Annotated in this window: 11 protein-coding genes; 5 read left to right on the top strand and 6 right to left on the bottom strand. The window is 62.8% G+C overall.

Annotated elements, in window-relative coordinates; all coding sequences use genetic code 11:
• Window positions 1–38 precede the first annotated feature (38 nt).
• On the bottom strand, window positions 39–1,199 hold the full coding sequence (locus J3P76_RS01075; RefSeq protein WP_434628088.1) for an AAA family ATPase: 1,161 nt from the start codon (window positions 1,197–1,199) through the stop codon (window positions 39–41).
• Between the two features lie 120 nt (window positions 1,200–1,319).
• Here J3P76_RS01075 and J3P76_RS01080 point away from each other — a divergent pair, with 120 nt between their 5' ends.
• Genes J3P76_RS01080 through J3P76_RS01090 form a run of 3 tightly spaced genes read left to right on the top strand, consistent with a single transcriptional unit; the run spans window position 1,320 to window position 6,528 of the window.
• Window positions 1,320–2,423, top strand: coding sequence for an efflux RND transporter periplasmic adaptor subunit (locus tag J3P76_RS01080; protein ID WP_434608411.1), 1,104 nt, complete (start codon window positions 1,320–1,322; stop codon window positions 2,421–2,423).
• A complete protein-coding gene (locus J3P76_RS01085) occupies window positions 2,420–3,484 on the top strand; it encodes an efflux RND transporter periplasmic adaptor subunit (RefSeq protein ID WP_434608409.1) in 1,065 nt (354 codons plus the stop codon). Before J3P76_RS01080 ends, J3P76_RS01085 begins: the two co-directional genes overlap by 4 nt.
• Window positions 3,481–6,528: an efflux RND transporter permease subunit gene (locus tag J3P76_RS01090; protein WP_434561262.1), complete on the top strand. Its 3,048-nt coding sequence runs from the start codon at window positions 3,481–3,483 to the stop codon at window positions 6,526–6,528. Before J3P76_RS01085 ends, J3P76_RS01090 begins: the two co-directional genes overlap by 4 nt.
• Before the next feature lie 188 nt (window positions 6,529–6,716).
• Here the strand turns inward: J3P76_RS01090 and J3P76_RS01095 are convergent, their stop codons facing one another.
• Window positions 6,717–8,936 (bottom strand): heavy metal translocating P-type ATPase, encoded by a 2,220-nt coding sequence (locus J3P76_RS01095; protein ID WP_434701410.1) that lies wholly within the window; start codon window positions 8,934–8,936, stop codon window positions 6,717–6,719.
• Between the two features lie 85 nt (window positions 8,937–9,021).
• On the opposite strand from J3P76_RS01095, the gene cadR reads away from it, so the two are divergent.
• Entirely contained in the window at window positions 9,022–9,468 is a 447-nt protein-coding gene (cadR, locus tag J3P76_RS01100) for a Cd(II)/Pb(II)-responsive transcriptional regulator (RefSeq protein ID WP_434701411.1), read from the top strand.
• A gap of 121 nt (window positions 9,469–9,589) precedes the next feature.
• On the opposite strand, the gene J3P76_RS01105 is transcribed toward cadR, so the two are convergent.
• The 3 genes from J3P76_RS01105 to J3P76_RS01115 form a co-directional block, all read right to left on the bottom strand.
• Window positions 9,590–10,561 carry a thymidylate synthase gene (locus J3P76_RS01105; RefSeq protein WP_434675719.1) on the bottom strand — a complete coding sequence of 324 codons (972 nt, stop codon included), beginning with the start codon at window positions 10,559–10,561 and terminating at the stop codon, window positions 9,590–9,592.
• A gap of 49 nt (window positions 10,562–10,610) precedes the next feature.
• On the bottom strand, window positions 10,611–11,420 hold the full coding sequence (gene lgt / locus J3P76_RS01110; protein ID WP_434561254.1) for a prolipoprotein diacylglyceryl transferase: 810 nt from the start codon (window positions 11,418–11,420) through the stop codon (window positions 10,611–10,613).
• 68 nt (window positions 11,421–11,488) lie between these two features.
• The gene (locus J3P76_RS01115) at window positions 11,489–12,271 is read right to left on the bottom strand and encodes a sulfite exporter TauE/SafE family protein (RefSeq protein ID WP_420766509.1); all 783 of its coding nucleotides are present in this window, start codon (window positions 12,269–12,271) and stop codon (window positions 11,489–11,491) included.
• Between the two features lie 265 nt (window positions 12,272–12,536).
• On the opposite strand from J3P76_RS01115, the gene J3P76_RS01120 reads away from it, so the two are divergent.
• On the top strand, window positions 12,537–13,283 hold the full coding sequence (locus J3P76_RS01120; protein WP_434701413.1) for an NRDE family protein: 747 nt from the start codon (window positions 12,537–12,539) through the stop codon (window positions 13,281–13,283).
• Window positions 13,284–13,405: 122 nt separating this feature from the next.
• On the opposite strand, the gene ptsP is transcribed toward J3P76_RS01120, so the two are convergent.
• Window positions 13,406–15,685, bottom strand: coding sequence for a phosphoenolpyruvate--protein phosphotransferase (gene ptsP / locus J3P76_RS01125; RefSeq protein WP_420766466.1), 2,280 nt, complete (start codon window positions 15,683–15,685; stop codon window positions 13,406–13,408).
• Between the last annotated feature and the right edge of the window lie 16 nt (window positions 15,686–15,701).

Consider the following 15,701-nt stretch of genomic DNA (forward strand, 5'->3'; position numbering starts at 1 on the left):
AGCGAGCCTGCTCGCGAAGGCGGTCTATCTGGCGCCGACTAGTCCGGCCAATGCCACGCCGGCTCATCCAGCGCGCGCTGCCCGGCAATCCCGGTCTGCCCAAAATCTTTATCCAGCACGATGCAATTGCAGTCCTCATCCTGTTCCAGCGCGGCAATCAGGCGCGAGGCGTGGGATACGACCCAGACCTGGCAACTGGCCGAAGCGCGGATGATCAAGCGCGCCAGGGCCGGCAACAGGTCGGGGTGCAGGCTGGTTTCCGGTTCGTTGAGCACCATCAGCGACGGCGGTCGCGGTGTGAGCAGCGCGGCCACGAGCAGCAGGTAGCGAAGGGTCCCGTCCGACAGTTCGGCGGCGGTCAGCGGCCGTAGCAGGCCGTGTTGCTGGAACGCAATGGCGAAACGTCCGCCTTGCAGCTTGTCGATGTGCAGATGGGCACCGGGGAACGCATCGCCGATGGCCCCATGCAACGCGTCGACGTCACCGATTTCAAAAATGGTCTGGAGGGCTGCGGCCAAATCGCGCCCATCGTGATGCAACACCGGTGTGCGTGTGCCCAGTTGCGGTTGGCGCACCGGGGCGTCGGCGTCGCTGCGAAAGTGATCATAGAAGCGCCAGCGGCGGATGAATTCACGCATTTGCAGCACTTCCGGCGAAGCATGCAGGCTGCCGACCTGGTCGAACAGGCTATCGAAGGTCGGGGTGTGCTGGGACAGGACATCCCACGAACGGCCTTCGCGGGCACGGACCATCGGCCCGTTGCGGTCCACCAGCAGGCTGGCCGGTCGGAACACGGGGCCGGCCCAGATGCACTCGCGCTTGATTTCCGGGTCCAGTGAAAACGCCGATTGACTGGGCGCTGGCAGGCCGAGCGCGATCGAATAGCTGAAGTCTTCACCGGCGAATCCCAGGCGCAGGCGCTTGGTGCCCTGACGCACGACCGCCTGCACTGGCACTTCGCCGTTGCGCATGCGCCGGCTGATTTCTTCGGGGCCGGCCCAGAAGGTCGAATCCAGCCCGCCTTCACGGGCCAAGGCATTTACCACTCCGCCCTGTGCCGTCTCCGCCAACAGTCGCAAGGCCCTGTACAGATTGGATTTGCCGCTGCCGTTAGGGCCGGTGATCAAGTTCAACCGACCCAACGGGATGACCAATTTATTGATGGATCGGTAGTTGGCCACCGCCAATGTCTTGAGCATGCATATTTCCTTTGCGTGGTCGCAATCAAGTCTGCCCGATTGCCGTGCATTCGGTGAACCCTGTTCTAAGCTCAGAGTCGTATCGTCACTGGTACGTCGGTACAACGCAAAGGAGTCTGCATGACTGGTCCCGGAATCAAATTGATTGTTGGCTTGGGCGTGTGTGCGTTGTTGACGGGGTGCGGTGATAAGAAACCCGAGGAAAAAGCCTTGCCACGGGTGTTCATACAGCAAGCCACGCCCAGCGAATACGCGGCCTCCGTGACGCTGACCGGCGATGTCCAGGCCCGCGTTCAGGCCGACCTCTCGTTTCGCGTGAGCGGCAAGATCATCGAGCGCAAGGTTGACGTCGGTGACCGGGTCTCGGCCCGGCAAGTGTTGGCCCGGCTCGATCCTCGCGACTTGCAGACCAACGTCGACTCCGCCGAAGCCCAGGTGGCCGCCGAACAGGCGCGGGTCAAGCAGAGCGCCGCCGCCTTCGTGCGCCAGCAAAAGCTCTTGCCCAAAGGCTATACCAGCCAGAGTGAATACGACGCGGCCCAGGCTCAACTGCGCAGTAGCCAGAGCGCGATGACGGCGGCCCAGGCACAACTGGCCAATGCTCGCGAACAGCTGAGCTACACCGCGCTGATCGCCGAGGCGCCTGGCATCATCACGGCACGCCAGGCGGAAGTCGGCCAGGTGGTCCAGGCCACCGAGCCGATCTTCAGCCTGGCCAGGGACGGTGAACGTGACGCAGTGTTCAACATCTATGAATCTCTGCTGCGCGAACCGCCGTCGGACCCGGCTATCACCATTAGTCTGCTGGACAACCCTGCTATCAAGACCACCGGTACGGTGCGTGAGATCACCCCGGCGGTGTCCGCCGAGACCGGCACCGTGCAGGTCAAGGTCACGCTTCATGACTTGCCTGAAGGCATGCGCCTGGGATCCGTGGTCAGCGCCACGGCCAAGTCCGCCGGAAAGACGGCCGTGGAACTGCCCTGGTCGGCACTGACCAAGAACCTCAGCGAGCCCGCCGTGTGGCTGGTGGACGACGAAGGCAAGGCGCAATTGCATACGGTCACGGTCGGTCGTTACTTGACCGGCAAGGTCATCATCAGCGACGGGCTCAAGGGCGGCGAGAAGGTCATCATTGCTGGCGGGCAGCTGCTCCATCCTGGCGTGCGCGTTGAGGTCGCCGAAAACAATTACGCCAAAGCCCCGACAGGAGCCCAGCCATGAAGCGCTTATGGATGGTCTTGGCCGGCCTGCTGCTGGCCGCCTGTTCGAAGGAAGAGGCGCCGCCGGAGCCGGTGCGACCGGTGTTGTCAATCGAAGTCCGGGCTTTGGACCAACAGGCGCTGGGACGTTTCGCGGGGAATATCCAGGCGCGTTACGAGACCAACGTGGGGTTCCGGGTGCCGGGCCGCATTGCCAGCCGCAACGTCGATGTCGGCGCCGAGGTGAAGAAGGGCGACCTGCTCGCGACACTCGATCCCACTGATCAGCAGAACCAATTGCGCGCTGCCCAAGGCGATCTCGCGCGGATCCAGGCGCAGTACATCAATGCCCAGGCCAACGCTCGCCGGCAGCAACAATTATTCGACCGAGGGGTCGGTGCCCAGGCGCAACTGGACATCGCCCAGACGGACCTGAAAACCACCGCGGCGTCCCTGGAGCAGGCCCGGGCCTCGGTGGAGCAAGCCCGCGATCAGCTCAACTACAGCGAGCTGCATACCGACCATGACGCTGTTGTCACGGCCTGGAATGCCGAGGCGGGGCAAGTGGTGACCGCCGGCCAGCAAGTAGTGACCCTGGCCCGGCCCGACGTGAAGGAAGCGGTGATCGACCTGCCTGCCGGGCTGGCCGAGCGCCTGCCCGAGGACGTGGTGTTCGAAGTCGCCGCGCAACTGGACCCGGCGACCCGCACCACGGCCATCGTGCGCGAAATCGAGCCCCAGGCCCAGAGCGCCACCCGCACCCGTCGCGCGCGCCTGACGCTGACCGATACTCCACCGGGATTTCGCCTGGGCACGGCGATCAGCGTGACCCTGAGCTCGGCCATCGAGCCACGCATCGAACTGCCTCTCAGCGCCTTGCAAGAGGTTGATGGCAAGTCGCGAATCTGGCTGATCAACCCGCAGGACCAGACGGTTTCGCCACGGGACGTGCAGGTGCTGGAACGGTCGGACGGCTCGGTGTTGGTGGCCAACGGCATCAAGCCCGGCGACCGCGTGGTCAGCGCTGGCGTGAACAGTCTCCAGCCGGGGCAAAAAGTGAAACTCGACGAGGAAGCACGATGAAAGGGCCTTTCAACTTATCGGAATGGGCCCTGCGGCATCAGTCGTTCGTGTGGTACCTGATGTTCGTCGCGTTGCTGATGGGCGTGTTTTCGTACCTGAATCTGGGCCGCGAAGAGGACCCCTCGTTCACCATCAAGACCATGGTCATCCAGACGCGCTGGCCTGGCGCGACCCAGGAAGAAACCCTCAAGCAGGTCACGGACCGCATCGAGAAAAAACTCGAAGAGCTCGACTCCCTCGATTATGTGAAGAGCTACACCCGACCCGGGGAATCGACGGTATTCGTCTATCTGCGCGATACCACTGGCGCCGAAGAGATTCCCGAGATCTGGTACCAGGTCCGCAAGAAGATCAACGACATTCGCGGCGATTTCCCGGAAGGCCTCCAAGGGCCGGGATTCAATGACGAGTTCGGTGACGTCTATGGCTCGGTGTACGCCTTCACCGGCGACGGCTTGTCGATGCGTCAGTTGCGTGACTACGTGGAGCAAGTACGTGCCGAGATCCGCGAGGTGCCTGGCCTGGGCAAGGTGGAAATGGTCGGCGAGCAGGACGAAGTGCTGTACCTGAATTTCTCCACCCGCAAACTCGCGGCGCTGGGAATCGACCAGCGCCAAGTGGTGCAGAGCCTGCAATCGCAGAACGCGGTGACCCCGGCCGGTGTGATCGACGCCGGGCCAGAGCGGATTTCCGTGCGCACCTCGGGCCAGTTCCAGTCGGAAAAGGACCTGGCCAACGTCAACCTGCGACTCAACGACCGCTTTTATCGACTGGCCGACATCGCCGATATCCGCCGTGGCTACGTCGACCCCGCCACACCGATGTTCCGCTTCAACGGCACGCCGGCCATTGGCTTGGCCATCGCCATGAAGAAGGGCGGCAACATCCAGGAATTCGGCAAGGCCCTGCATGCACGCATGAACGAACTGACCGCCGACCTTCCGGTGGGCGTCGGCGTGCACACGGTGTCGGACCAGGCCGAAGTGGTGGAGGAGGCCGTCGGCGGCTTCACCAGCGCGTTGTTCGAGGCGGTGATCATCGTGCTCGTCGTCAGTTTCATCAGCCTCGGCATCCGGGCGGGGCTGGTGGTGGCCTGCTCGATCCCGCTGGTGTTGGCGATGGTTTTTGTCTTCATGGAATACAGCGGCATCACCATGCAGCGGATCTCCCTCGGCGCGCTGATCATCGCCCTGGGCCTGCTGGTGGACGATGCAATGATCACCGTGGAGATGATGGTCACCCGCTTGGAGAAAGGCGACACCAAGGACCAGGCCGCCACCTTTGCCTATACCTCGACCGCCTTCCCCATGCTCACCGGGACCCTGGTCACCGTGGCCGGTTTCGTGCCCATCGGCCTGAACGCCAGTTCGGCGGGCGAATACACCTTCACCCTGTTCGCCGTGATTGCCGTGGCGATGCTGGTGTCATGGATCGTCGCGGTGCTGTTTGCGCCGGTGATCGGCGTGCACATCCTGAGTACCAACATCAAACCCCACAGCGCCGAGCCGGGGCGCATTGGTCGGGCCTTCAACGGTGGCCTGTTGTGGGCGATGCGCAATCGCTGGTGGGCCATTGGCATCACGGTGTTGCTGTTTGCGTTGGCGGTGTTCTGCATGCGCTTCGTGCAGAACCAGTTCTTCCCGTCCTCGGACCGCCCAGAGATCCTGGTGGACCTCAACCTGCCGCAGAACGCCTCGATGGACGAGACGCGCAAGGCGGTCGATCGCCTGGAAGCGACCCTCAAGGATGACCCGGACATCGCGCGCTGGAGTACTTACATCGGCGAAGGCGCGATTCGTTTCTATCTGCCGCTGGACCAACAGCTTCAAAATCCGTACTACGCGCAACTGGTGATCGTCAGCAAGGGCCTGGAGTCGCGCGCGGCCCTGACCGAACGTCTGCAGAAACGCCTGCGGGAGGATTTCGTCGGCATTGGCAGCTACGTGCAGGCCCTGGAAATGGGCCCGCCGGTGGGCCGTCCGATCCAGTATCGCGTCAGCGGCAAGGACATCGACCAGGTGCGCAAGCACGCCATCGAGCTGGCCACCGAGCTGGACAAGAACTCCCACATCGGCGAAATCATCTACGACTGGAACGAGCCAGGCAAAGTGCTGCGCATCGACATCGCCCAAGACAAGGCGCGGCAACTGGGCTTGTCTTCGGACGATGTCGCCCGGCTGATGAACAGCATCGTCAGCGGCTCGCCGGTGACCCAGGTCAACGACGATATCTACCTGATCGACGTGGTAGGGCGCGCCGAAGACGCCGAGCGCGGCTCGCCGGAAACCCTGCAGAACCTGCAGATCGTTACCCCGAGCGGCACGTCAATTCCATTGCTGGCCTTCGCCACGGTGCGTTACGAGCTGGAGCAGCCGCTGGTATGGCGTCGCGACCGCAAGCCCACCATCACCATCAAGGCCGCCGTGCGCGATGAAATCCAGCCCACGGACCTGGTGCGGCAACTGCAACCGGACATCGACAAATTCGCCGCCAAATTGCCAGTGGGCTACAAGATCGCCACCGGCGGTACGGTGGAAGAAAGCAGCAAGGCCCAAGGGCCAATCGCCAGCGTTGTGCCGCTGATGCTGTTCTTGATGGCGACGTTCCTCATGATCCAGCTGCACAGCGTGCAGAAGCTGTTTCTGGTGGCGAGCGTCGCGCCGTTGGGCCTGATTGGCGTGGTGCTGGCGCTGGTGCCGACGGGCACGCCCATGGGCTTCGTGGCGATCCTCGGCATCCTCGCGCTGATCGGCATCATCATCCGTAACTCGGTGATCCTGGTGACCCAGATCGATGAGTATGAGCGTGACGGCTACGAGCCGTGGGACGCCGTGGTGGAAGCCACCGAGCATCGGCGTCGGCCGATCCTGCTGACAGCTGCCGCGGCGAGCCTGGGGATGATCCCGATTGCCCGGGAAGTGTTCTGGGGGCCGATGGCCTACGCGATGATCGGCGGCATCATCGTCGCCACGCTGCTGACGCTGCTGTTCCTGCCGGCGTTGTACGTGGCTTGGTACAAGATCCGCGAGCCGAAGCGTGATTGAGGCGCGTCCATGTCGGACGCGGATATCTCAGCCGACACAAAGCGAAACTGTGGGAGCGAGCTTGCTCGCGATAGCGGCGTATCAGTCAACATCATGCAAACTGACCCGACGCTTTCGCGAGCAAGCTCGCTCCCACAGGGGCTTTGTTGTCCATGGCGTCTGTGATTAGTGAAGACCCCTGTGGATGCTTACTTGCGCAACAACCGCAACCCATTGAACACCACCAGCAGACTCACCCCCATGTCGGCAAACACCGCCATCCACATGGTGGCTAACCCGGCGAAGGTGACGCCGAGAAAGATCGCCTTGATGACCAGCGCCAGGATGATGTTCTGCTTCAGGATACTGGACGTCTGCCGCGACAGCCGGATGAATGCCGGAATCTTGCGCAGGTCATCGTCCATCAAGGCCACGTCGGCGGTCTCGATGGCCGTGTCGGTGCCGGCCGCCGCCATGGCGAAACCGATTTCCGAGCGGGCAAGCGCCGGGGCGTCGTTGATGCCGTCGCCGACCATGCCGACGCGGTGGCCTTGGGCGTAAAGACTTTCGATGGCGTGTAGCTTGTCCTCTGGCAGCAGGTCGCCTCGGGCCTGATCTATGCCCACCTGCCTAGCGATCGCTTCGGCGGTGTGGGCATTGTCGCCGGTCAGCATCACCGTCTTGATACCCAGGTCATGCAGTTGCCGGATGGCTTCGCGGCTGGAATCCTTGACGGTGTCCGCGACGGCAAACAGCGCCAAGGGTTTTGTGCTGTCGAGCAGCAGCACCACGGACTTGCCTTGTTTTTCCAGGGCGAAGAGCTTCTCTTCAAGCTCAGGGGAGCAGTGGCCAAGGTCTTCCACCAGGCGATGATTGCCCAGGTGATAGGTCTGGCCACCAATGTCGCCGCGGACGCCGCGGCCAGGGAGCGCCGCAAAGTTATCCACAGTCTGCTGCGGCTGGTTTTTATCCACAGCCGCCTCGGCAATCGCCTGGGATACCGGATGGTCTGAGCGCGCCGCGAGGCTGGCGGCCAGGGCCGGGACCGCCGTCTCCAGAGCCGGGTCCAGCAGCACGTAATCGGTCTGTACCGGTTTGCCATGGGTAATCGTGCCGGTCTTGTCCAAAGCCAGATAATCGAGTTTGTGGCCACCCTCAAGGTAAACGCCGCCCTTGACCAATATGCCTTTGCGCGCCGCAGCCGCCAGGCCGCTGACGATGGTCACCGGGGTGGAAATCACCAGCGCACAAGGACAGGCCACCACCAGCAGGACCAGTGCGCGGTAGATCCAGTCGAACCAGCTCGCGTCCATGAACAGCGGTGGGATGACCGCCATGGCCAGGGCCAGGGCAAACACCGCCGGGGTGTAGATTTTCGAGAATTGATCAACGAAACGCTGGGTCGGCGCCCGGGAACCCTGGGCTTGCTCCACGGCGTGAATGATCCGCGCCAGGGTGGACTGGTCGGCGACGGCGGTCACGGTGTATTCCAGCTCGCCGGCCTGGTTGATCGTGCCGGCGAACACTTTGTCGCCCACGGTTTTTTCCACCGGCAGGCTTTCACCGGTAATGGGTGCCTGATCGATGGTCGAGCGTCCAGCGACCACGTCACCGTCCAGCCCAACCCGCTCGCCAGGACGAACCCGCACCCTTGCGCCGAGGGCGATGGTTTTTACGTCCTCTACCTGCCACGTGCCGTCGGCCTGTTGCACCGTGGCTTGCTCCGGCGTCATTTGCATCAGGCCGCTGATGGCGTTGCGCGCCCGGTCGAGGGATTTCGCCTCGATCAGCTCGGCCACGGTAAACAGGAACATCACCATCGCCGCTTCCGGCCATTGGCCGATGAGCACGGCGCCGGTCACGGCAATGCTCATCAAGGCGTTGATGTTCAAGTTGAGGTTTTTCAGGGCAATCCAGCCCTTCTTGTAGGTGTCGAGGCCGCCGCTGAGAATCGACACCAGCGCGACCAGGGCAACCACCCAATCAGGCGCGGCACTGGTGAAATGGATCACCTCGGCAGCCAGTGCCGTGACGCCGGACAACGCCAGCGGCCACCAGGGCTTGGCTGGGGCGGGTGGGGTGTGGGTGGGGTTATCCTGGCCGTCGGCCAACGCCTCGGCTTGCATTCCGAGGGACTCGATCGCTTTGATGATCGGGGTGTCGTTGGGCAAGTCGTGGGTCACGCCCAATACTCGGTTGATCAGGTTGAATTCCAGCTGTTGCACACCTTCGAGCTTGCCGAGTTTGTTCTGGATCAGCGTTTGCTCGGTGGGGCAATCCATGGCTTGGATGCGAAAGCTGCTCAGCCGCGCACCGTCCGTCGGTGTTTTGCCGAGGTTGACCACCGACGGTGCTGCTTTTGCAGCACAGCAGGAATGCCCGTGGCCGTGGCCGTGGTCGGGGTTATGAAGGTGAAGGGAATCGCTCATCGGGGACGTCCATGAAAAGTACCTGTTGCGCAGTAAAGACCCTGTAGCCACTATAGGGTCAAGCACCTATTTCGGAGGCTGCATCATGAAAATCGGAGAACTGGCGAAAATCACCGGCTGCCAGGTGGAAACCATCCGCTACTACGAACGTGAGGGCCTGTTGCCGGAGCCGGCCCGCAGCGACGGCAATTACCGCGTCTACACCCAGGCCCATGCCGAGCGGCTGACGTTCATCCGCAACTGCCGCACCTTGGACATGACCCTGGAAGAAATCCGCAGCCTCCTGGCCCTGCGCGACAGCCCCCAGGACCAGTGCGAAAGCGTCAATGCACTGATCGACGAGCACATCCATCACGTCAAGGCCCGCATCGATGGCCTGATGGCGTTGCAGGCACAACTGATCGACCTGCGCCATCGCTGTGGCGAAGGGCCGGATCTGGACCAATGTGGGATTTTGCAGCGGCTGGAAGTCAGTGGCGCGGTGGCGCCGGATGTGGAGCATTCCCATGTAGGCAGGAGCCATGGGCATTGAGCGGCAAGGAAAACCAATGTGGGAGCGAGCCTGCTGGCGATAGCGGTGGATCAGTTACATAAATATTGAATGTGAGGACGCTATCGCGAGCAGGCTCGCTCCACAGGGAAGGGTGCTTTTTTTAGACCGCCATCGGCGCGGTCATCGGCGCATGGTGCTGGTAGCCTTCCAGGGAAAAATCGCTTGGCTCCACCTGTTCCAGCCACTCCGGCTGGTACACGCCGGTCTTGGCAAATTCCGGCACGCGCTCGGAAATCACCAGCTTGGGCATCGGGAACGGCTCGCGGGTGAGCTGTTCGTTGAGCATGTCCAGGTGGTTTTCATAGACGTGGGCATCGCCGATGAAATAGGTGAACCAGCGCGGCATGTAGCCAGTCAGGCGACCGATCAGGCTCAGCAGCGCGGCGCCCTCGGTGAGGTTGAATGGCGTGCCCAGGCCCAGGTCGTTGGAGCGGATGTAGAGGGTCAGGGAGATTTCCTTCGTCTCGACATTCGGGTGGAACTGGTAGAGCAAATGGCACGGCGGCAATGCCATTTCATCGAGCTGGGCGCAGTTCCAGCCGTGGAACAGGATGCGCCGGCTGCCCGGGTCCTTGATGATGGTGTCGACGCACTGGCGAACCTGGTCGATGGCTTTGTACAGCACCACGTAGGCTTGGCCGTTTTCTTCGCCCTCGGCGATCTGGCGGTAACCCTGGACGAGCGTCTGCTCGATGGCCGCCGGGTTGCTCAGGGGGATCTGTTTGTACGCCGGCCATTTGCGCCATTGCACGCCGTAGATCTCGCCCAGGTCGTCTTCGCCCTGGCGGAATGGGTTGGCCAGCCATTGGGCGTTTTCGTTGGCGTTCTGGTCCCAGACCTTGCAGCCCAGGGCGCGGAACTCGGCGGCGTTGTTCACGCCACGGAGGAAACCGCACATCTCGCCGATGGCCGACTTGAAGGCCATCTTGCGGGTGGTGATGGCGGGAAAGCCTTCCTTCAGGTCATAGCGCAGCATGGCGCCGGGGAAGCTGATGGTGTTCACGCCGGTGCGGTTGGCTTGCTTGGTGCCGTTCTTGATGACGTGGGCCACCAGATCGAGATATTGCTTCATGGATTACCTGTGTCCTTGAACCCGAGGCCGTGCCCCGGGGTTCGAATTTTTAAACCTTGGCCACTGCAGCCGGCGCGCGACGATAGGCCAGCCAGATCAGCGCCAGACCGCCAATGATCATCGGCAGGCACAGCACCTGGCCCATGGTCAGCCAGTTCCACGCCAGATAGCCGAGCTGGGCGTCCGGGACGCGGACGAACTCGACGATGAAGCGAAAGATGCCATAGAACAGCGCGAACATGCCCGATACCGCCATGGTTGGTCGCGGCTTGCGCGAAAACAGCCAGAGAATCAGGAAGAGTGCCACGCCTTCGAGGGCGAATTGATAGAGCTGCGACGGGTGGCGCGGCAACTGCGACGGGTCACTGAACGGTGGGAAGACCATCGCCCACGGTACGTCGGTCGGCTTGCCCCACAGCTCGGCATTGATGAAGTTGCCGATGCGCCCGGCCCCCAGACCGATCGGCACCATCGGCGCGACGAAGTCCATCAGCTCGAAAAACGATTTGTTGTTGCGCTTGCCAAACCACAGCGCCGCCAGCATCACGCCGATGAACCCACCGTGGAATGACATGCCGCCCTTCCAGACTTCGAATATCAACGTCGGGTTGGCCAGATAGGCGCTCAGGTCGTAGAACAGGACGTAGCCCAGGCGTCCGCCGACGATCACCCCCATGGACAACCAGAACACCAGGTCGGAGAGCTTTTCCTTGTTCCAGGTCGGGTCGAAGCGGTTGAGCCGCCGCGACGCCAGCAGCCAGGCGCCACCGATACCGATCAGGTACATCAGGCCGTACCAGTGGATTTTCAGTGGACCGATGGCCAGGGCCACCGGATCGATCTGCGGGTAAGGCAGCATGGGCATTCCTCATGAACGTCAAAAATTCCCGGGCGACGCTGCCACCTCGGGATTAAGCCAGGATTGTGTCAGAGCAGGAAACTCAAGCCCACGCTGAACAGCAAGGCGGCGAACAGCCGCTTGAGCAAGCGCGGCGACAAACGGTGGGCCAATCTCGCGCCGACGCGAGCGAAGACCATGCTCGTCAGGGCGATGCCCAGCAGCGCCGGCAAATACACAAAACCGAGACTATGGGGTGGCAACAGTGGATCCTGCCACCCCAGAATCATGAAACTTAACGCACTGACCAGGGCGATGGGCAATCCACAGGCCGAAGAAGTCGCCACCGCTTGTTGCATCGGTACGCTGCGCCAGGTCAGGAACGGTACGGTCAGCGAACCGCCACCGATGCCAAAAATCGCCGAGGCCCAGCCGACCACCGTACCGGCCAGGGACAAGCCAACCTTGCCCGGTACCGTGCGGCTGGCCTTTGGCTTGAAATCCAAGGCCAGTTGCGCGGCGACGAGCATGGCGAACACACCAATGATCTTTTGCAGGTGCGGACCGGAAATCGCTTCGGCGGTGATCGCGCCGAAACCGGCACCGATCAGGATCCCGACGGTCATCCAGGTAAAGATCTGCCAGCGTACGGCCCCTTTTCGATGATGCTCGCGCACGGCATTCACCGAAGTGAAGATGATCGACGCCAGGGAAGTGCCCACGGCCAGGTGCGTCAACACCTGCGGATCGAACCCCTGCAGGGTAAAACTGAACACCAACACCGGGACGATGATCATGCCGCCCCCCACGCCGAACAGCCCGGCCAGCACTCCGGCACAGGCGCCGAGCAGCAGATAGAGCACAAATTCCACCAGCGTTGCCTCGACCATCGCAAATAAGAGCGCATGGTAACGGATCGAGGGGCCTGGGCTCCACTGAAGGCGATGGATGCGTCAGTGCTGTATGGGTAGAGTGGTGGGGATGCGACGAATAGCCTTTGTGGCGAGGGAGCTTGCTCCCGCTGATGGGCGACGCCCACCCAACGAGGTTTTTAGGGCTACTTCGTAGCCCAGCGGGAGCAAGCTCCCTCGCCACAAAAGCGGTGTTGTTCAGCTTCATTCTTAACAGGACCACCTGATGTGCCTGATCGTATTTGCCTGGCGTCCCGGCCACGCCCAGCCGCTGATCGTCGCGGCCAACCGCGACGAGTTCTACGCGCGACCGACCTTGCCCCTGGCCCAGTGGCCCGAGGCGCCCCATGTCCATGCCGGTCGTGACCTGGAGGCTGGCGGCACCTGGCTTGGCGTAGGTGCCGGTGCTCGCTTCGCGGCCCTGACCAACATCCGCGACCCCGGTCAGCTACCAGCATTCAAGTCTCGCGGCGAGCTGGTGGCGCGGTTCCTGATCGGGGATCTGTCGATCGCTGATTATCTAAGCGACGTGGTGCCGCGTGCCGGCGAGTACGGCGGCTTCAACCTGCTGCTTGGCGACGGCACGCAGCTGTGGCACTACAACGCACGCGATGCCCGACCTCAGCCGTTGGCTGAAGGGGTCTATGGCTTGTCGAACGCTGGGCTGAACACGCCTTGGCCCAAGTTGCTCAAGGCCCGGGCTGCGTTGAGTGAGGTATTGCATGACCCGCACCCCCAGGCCTTGCTGGCGCTGTTGAGCGATCCGCAACCGGCCCCAGTGGCCGAGTTGCCGGACACTGGTGTGGGGCTGGCGACGGAAATGCTGCTGTCGAGTGTCTTCATCGCCAGCCCGGCCTACGGGACGCGGGCGAGCACGGCGCTGATCGTCCATGCCGATGGAACGCGGCAGATGGTCGAGCGCAGTTTCGGGCCCCATGGGGGGCATTTGGGGGAGGTGGAGCTGATCGTTTGAATGCAGCAAGGAACCCGTGGCGAGGGAGCTTGCTCCCGCTGGTGGGCGAAGCCCGCCCAATAAAAGCGGGGGCTACTTCGTAGCCCAGCGGGAGCAAGCTCCCTCGCCACAGGTGCTCTTGCTCAGAGCGTCTTGCTCGAAGCCGGATTGATCATCCGCGCCAACCCAAGGTTCTTCAGCGCCAACTGCAAGGAGCTGTGGATCACCTGCGGATTGTCGATGGTCATCAGCTCCGCCAGCAGTTCCTGGGCCTTGCTGAGGTTGATCTGGCGCAGCATCCACTTCACTTTCGGCAGGTTGGTGGCGTTCATCGACAGGCTGTCGAAGCCCATCGCCATCAGCAGCACCGCCGCCGCCGGGTCGCCGGCCATTTCGCCGCAGATGCTCACCGGCTTGCCTTCTGCATGGGCATCACGGACCACTGTCTGCAGGGCCTGCAGCACCGCCGGGTGCAGGTAGTCGTACAGGTCGGCCACCCGAGGGTTGTTGCGGTCCACGGCCAGCAAATACTGGGTCAGGTCGTTGGAGCCTACCGACAGGAAGTCCACCTGCCGCGCCAGTTCCTTGGTCTGGTACACCGCCGCCGGAATTTCGATCATTACCCCGACGGGTGGCATCGGCACGTCGGTGCCTTCATCGCGCACTTCGCCCCAGGCCCGGTGAATCAGGTGCAGCGCTTCTTCCAGCTCATGGGTGCCGGAAATCATCGGCAACAGGATGCGCAGGTTGTTCAGGCCTTCGCTGGCCTTGAGCATCGCGCGCGCCTGGACCAGGAAGATTTCCGGGTGGTCGAGCGTCACGCGAATGCCGCGCCAGCCGAGGAAGGGGTTGTCTTCCTTGATCGGGAAATAGGACAGGGATTTGTCGCCGCCAATGTCCAGGCTGCGCATGGTCACCGGCTGCGGATGGAACGCCGACAGTTGCTCGCGGTAGATCGCCAGCTGTTCCTTTTCGCTGGGGAAGCGCTGGTTGATCATGAACGGCACTTCGGTGCGATACAGGCCCACGCCCTCGGCGCCACGTTTCTGCGCCCGGGCGACATCGGCCAGCAGGCCGGTATTGACCCACAGCGGCATGCGGTGGCCGTCGAGCGTCACGCACGGCAGGTCCTTCAGCGCATCGAGTCCCAGGGACAGTTGCTTTTCTTCTTCCACCACGTCGGCGAACTGCTTGCGCAGCACGTCGCTGGGGTTGGTGTAGACCTCGCCGTGGTAGCCGTCGACGATCATCTGGATGCCGTCGACTTTGGAGTACGGCAGGTCCACCACGCCCATGACCGTCGGGATGCCCATCGCCCGGGCCAGGATCGCCACGTGGGAGTTGCCCGAACCGAGCACCGAGACCAGGCCCGCCAGCTTGCCCTCCGGCACTTCGCCGAGCATCGCCGGGGTCAACTCCTCGCTCACCAGGATGGTGTTGTCGGGATAGACCAGGGTCTGCTGGCGCTCTTGCTGCAAATAAGCCAGCAACCGCCGACCGAGGTCCTTGACGTCGGAGGCGCGCTCGCGCAGGTAGGCGTCGTCCATCAACTCGAAACGATTGACGTGGTCGGTCACCACCTGGCGCAACGCGCCCTGGGCCCATTGGCCGGTCTTGATGACCGTGGTGACTTCGCTGCCCAGGGACGCATCGTCAAGCATCATCAGGTAAACGTCGAACAGCGCGCGCTCTTCGGGGCGCAACTGCGTCGCCAGCTTGGCCGAAAGGGCACGCATGTCGGCCCGCACGCCTTCGATGGCGGTCTTGAACAAACCGAGCTCGGCGTCGATGTCGGCGATGGCCTTGTCAGGCACCACATCGAGGTCGGCGGGCGGCAACATGACCACTGCGGTGCCCACCGCCGCGCCCGGGGAACCTGGCACGCCGACGAACTTGGCTTCCTGGATGCCCTTGCCCTGGCGGCCAAGGCCGCTGATCGAACCGGTGGCCTCGGCATGGGCGATAACCCCGGCCAGTTGCGCGCTCATGGTGACGAGGAAGGCTTCTTCACCCTCATCGAACTGGCGGCGCTCTTTCTGCTGGATGACCAACACGCCGACGACGCGGCGGTGGTGAATGATCGGCGCGCCGAGGAAAGACGCATAGCGCTCTTCACCCGTTTCCGCGAAGTAGCGGTAGCGCGGGTGGTCCGCGGCGTTTTCAAGGTTCAGGGGTTCTTCCCGCGTGCCGACCAGGCCGACCAAGCCTTCATTGGGCGCCATGCTGACCTTGCCGATGGAGCGCTTGTTCAAGCCCTCGGTGGCCATGAGCACAAAACGGTTGGTCTCGGGGTCAAGCAGGTAGACCGAGCAGACTTGGCTGCCCATGGCCTCTTTGACGCGCAATACAATAATGCCCAACGCCGCCTTGAGATCCTTGGCGGCGTTAACTTCCTGGACGATCTTGCGCAGCGTATTGAGCATGGCTCGGGGTCGAACT

Source organism: Pseudomonas sp. D1-36, from assembly GCF_051132205.1.
Taxonomy (GTDB): Bacteria; Pseudomonadota; Gammaproteobacteria; order Pseudomonadales; family Pseudomonadaceae; genus Aquipseudomonas.

Excerpts from the sequence above, each read along its gene's own strand:
- J3P76_RS01075 (WP_434628088.1), bottom strand. The coding sequence starts at position 1,199 with ATGCTCAAGACATTGGCGGTGGCCAACTACCGATCCATCAATAAATTG.
- J3P76_RS01080 (WP_434608411.1), top strand. The coding sequence starts at position 1,320 with ATGACTGGTCCCGGAATCAAATTGATTGTTGGCTTGGGCGTGTGTGCG.
- J3P76_RS01085 (WP_434608409.1), top strand. The coding sequence starts at position 2,420 with ATGAAGCGCTTATGGATGGTCTTGGCCGGCCTGCTGCTGGCCGCCTGT.
- J3P76_RS01090 (WP_434561262.1), top strand. The coding sequence starts at position 3,481 with ATGAAAGGGCCTTTCAACTTATCGGAATGGGCCCTGCGGCATCAGTCG.
- J3P76_RS01095 (WP_434701410.1), bottom strand. The coding sequence starts at position 8,936 with ATGAGCGATTCCCTTCACCTTCATAACCCCGACCACGGCCACGGCCAC.
- cadR (WP_434701411.1), top strand. The coding sequence starts at position 9,022 with ATGAAAATCGGAGAACTGGCGAAAATCACCGGCTGCCAGGTGGAAACC.
- J3P76_RS01105 (WP_434675719.1), bottom strand. The coding sequence starts at position 10,561 with ATGAAGCAATATCTCGATCTGGTGGCCCACGTCATCAAGAACGGCACC.
- lgt (WP_434561254.1), bottom strand. The coding sequence starts at position 11,420 with ATGCTGCCTTACCCGCAGATCGATCCGGTGGCCCTGGCCATCGGTCCA.
- J3P76_RS01120 (WP_434701413.1), top strand. The coding sequence starts at position 12,537 with ATGTGCCTGATCGTATTTGCCTGGCGTCCCGGCCACGCCCAGCCGCTG.
- ptsP (WP_420766466.1), bottom strand. The coding sequence starts at position 15,685 with ATGCTCAATACGCTGCGCAAGATCGTCCAGGAAGTTAACGCCGCCAAG.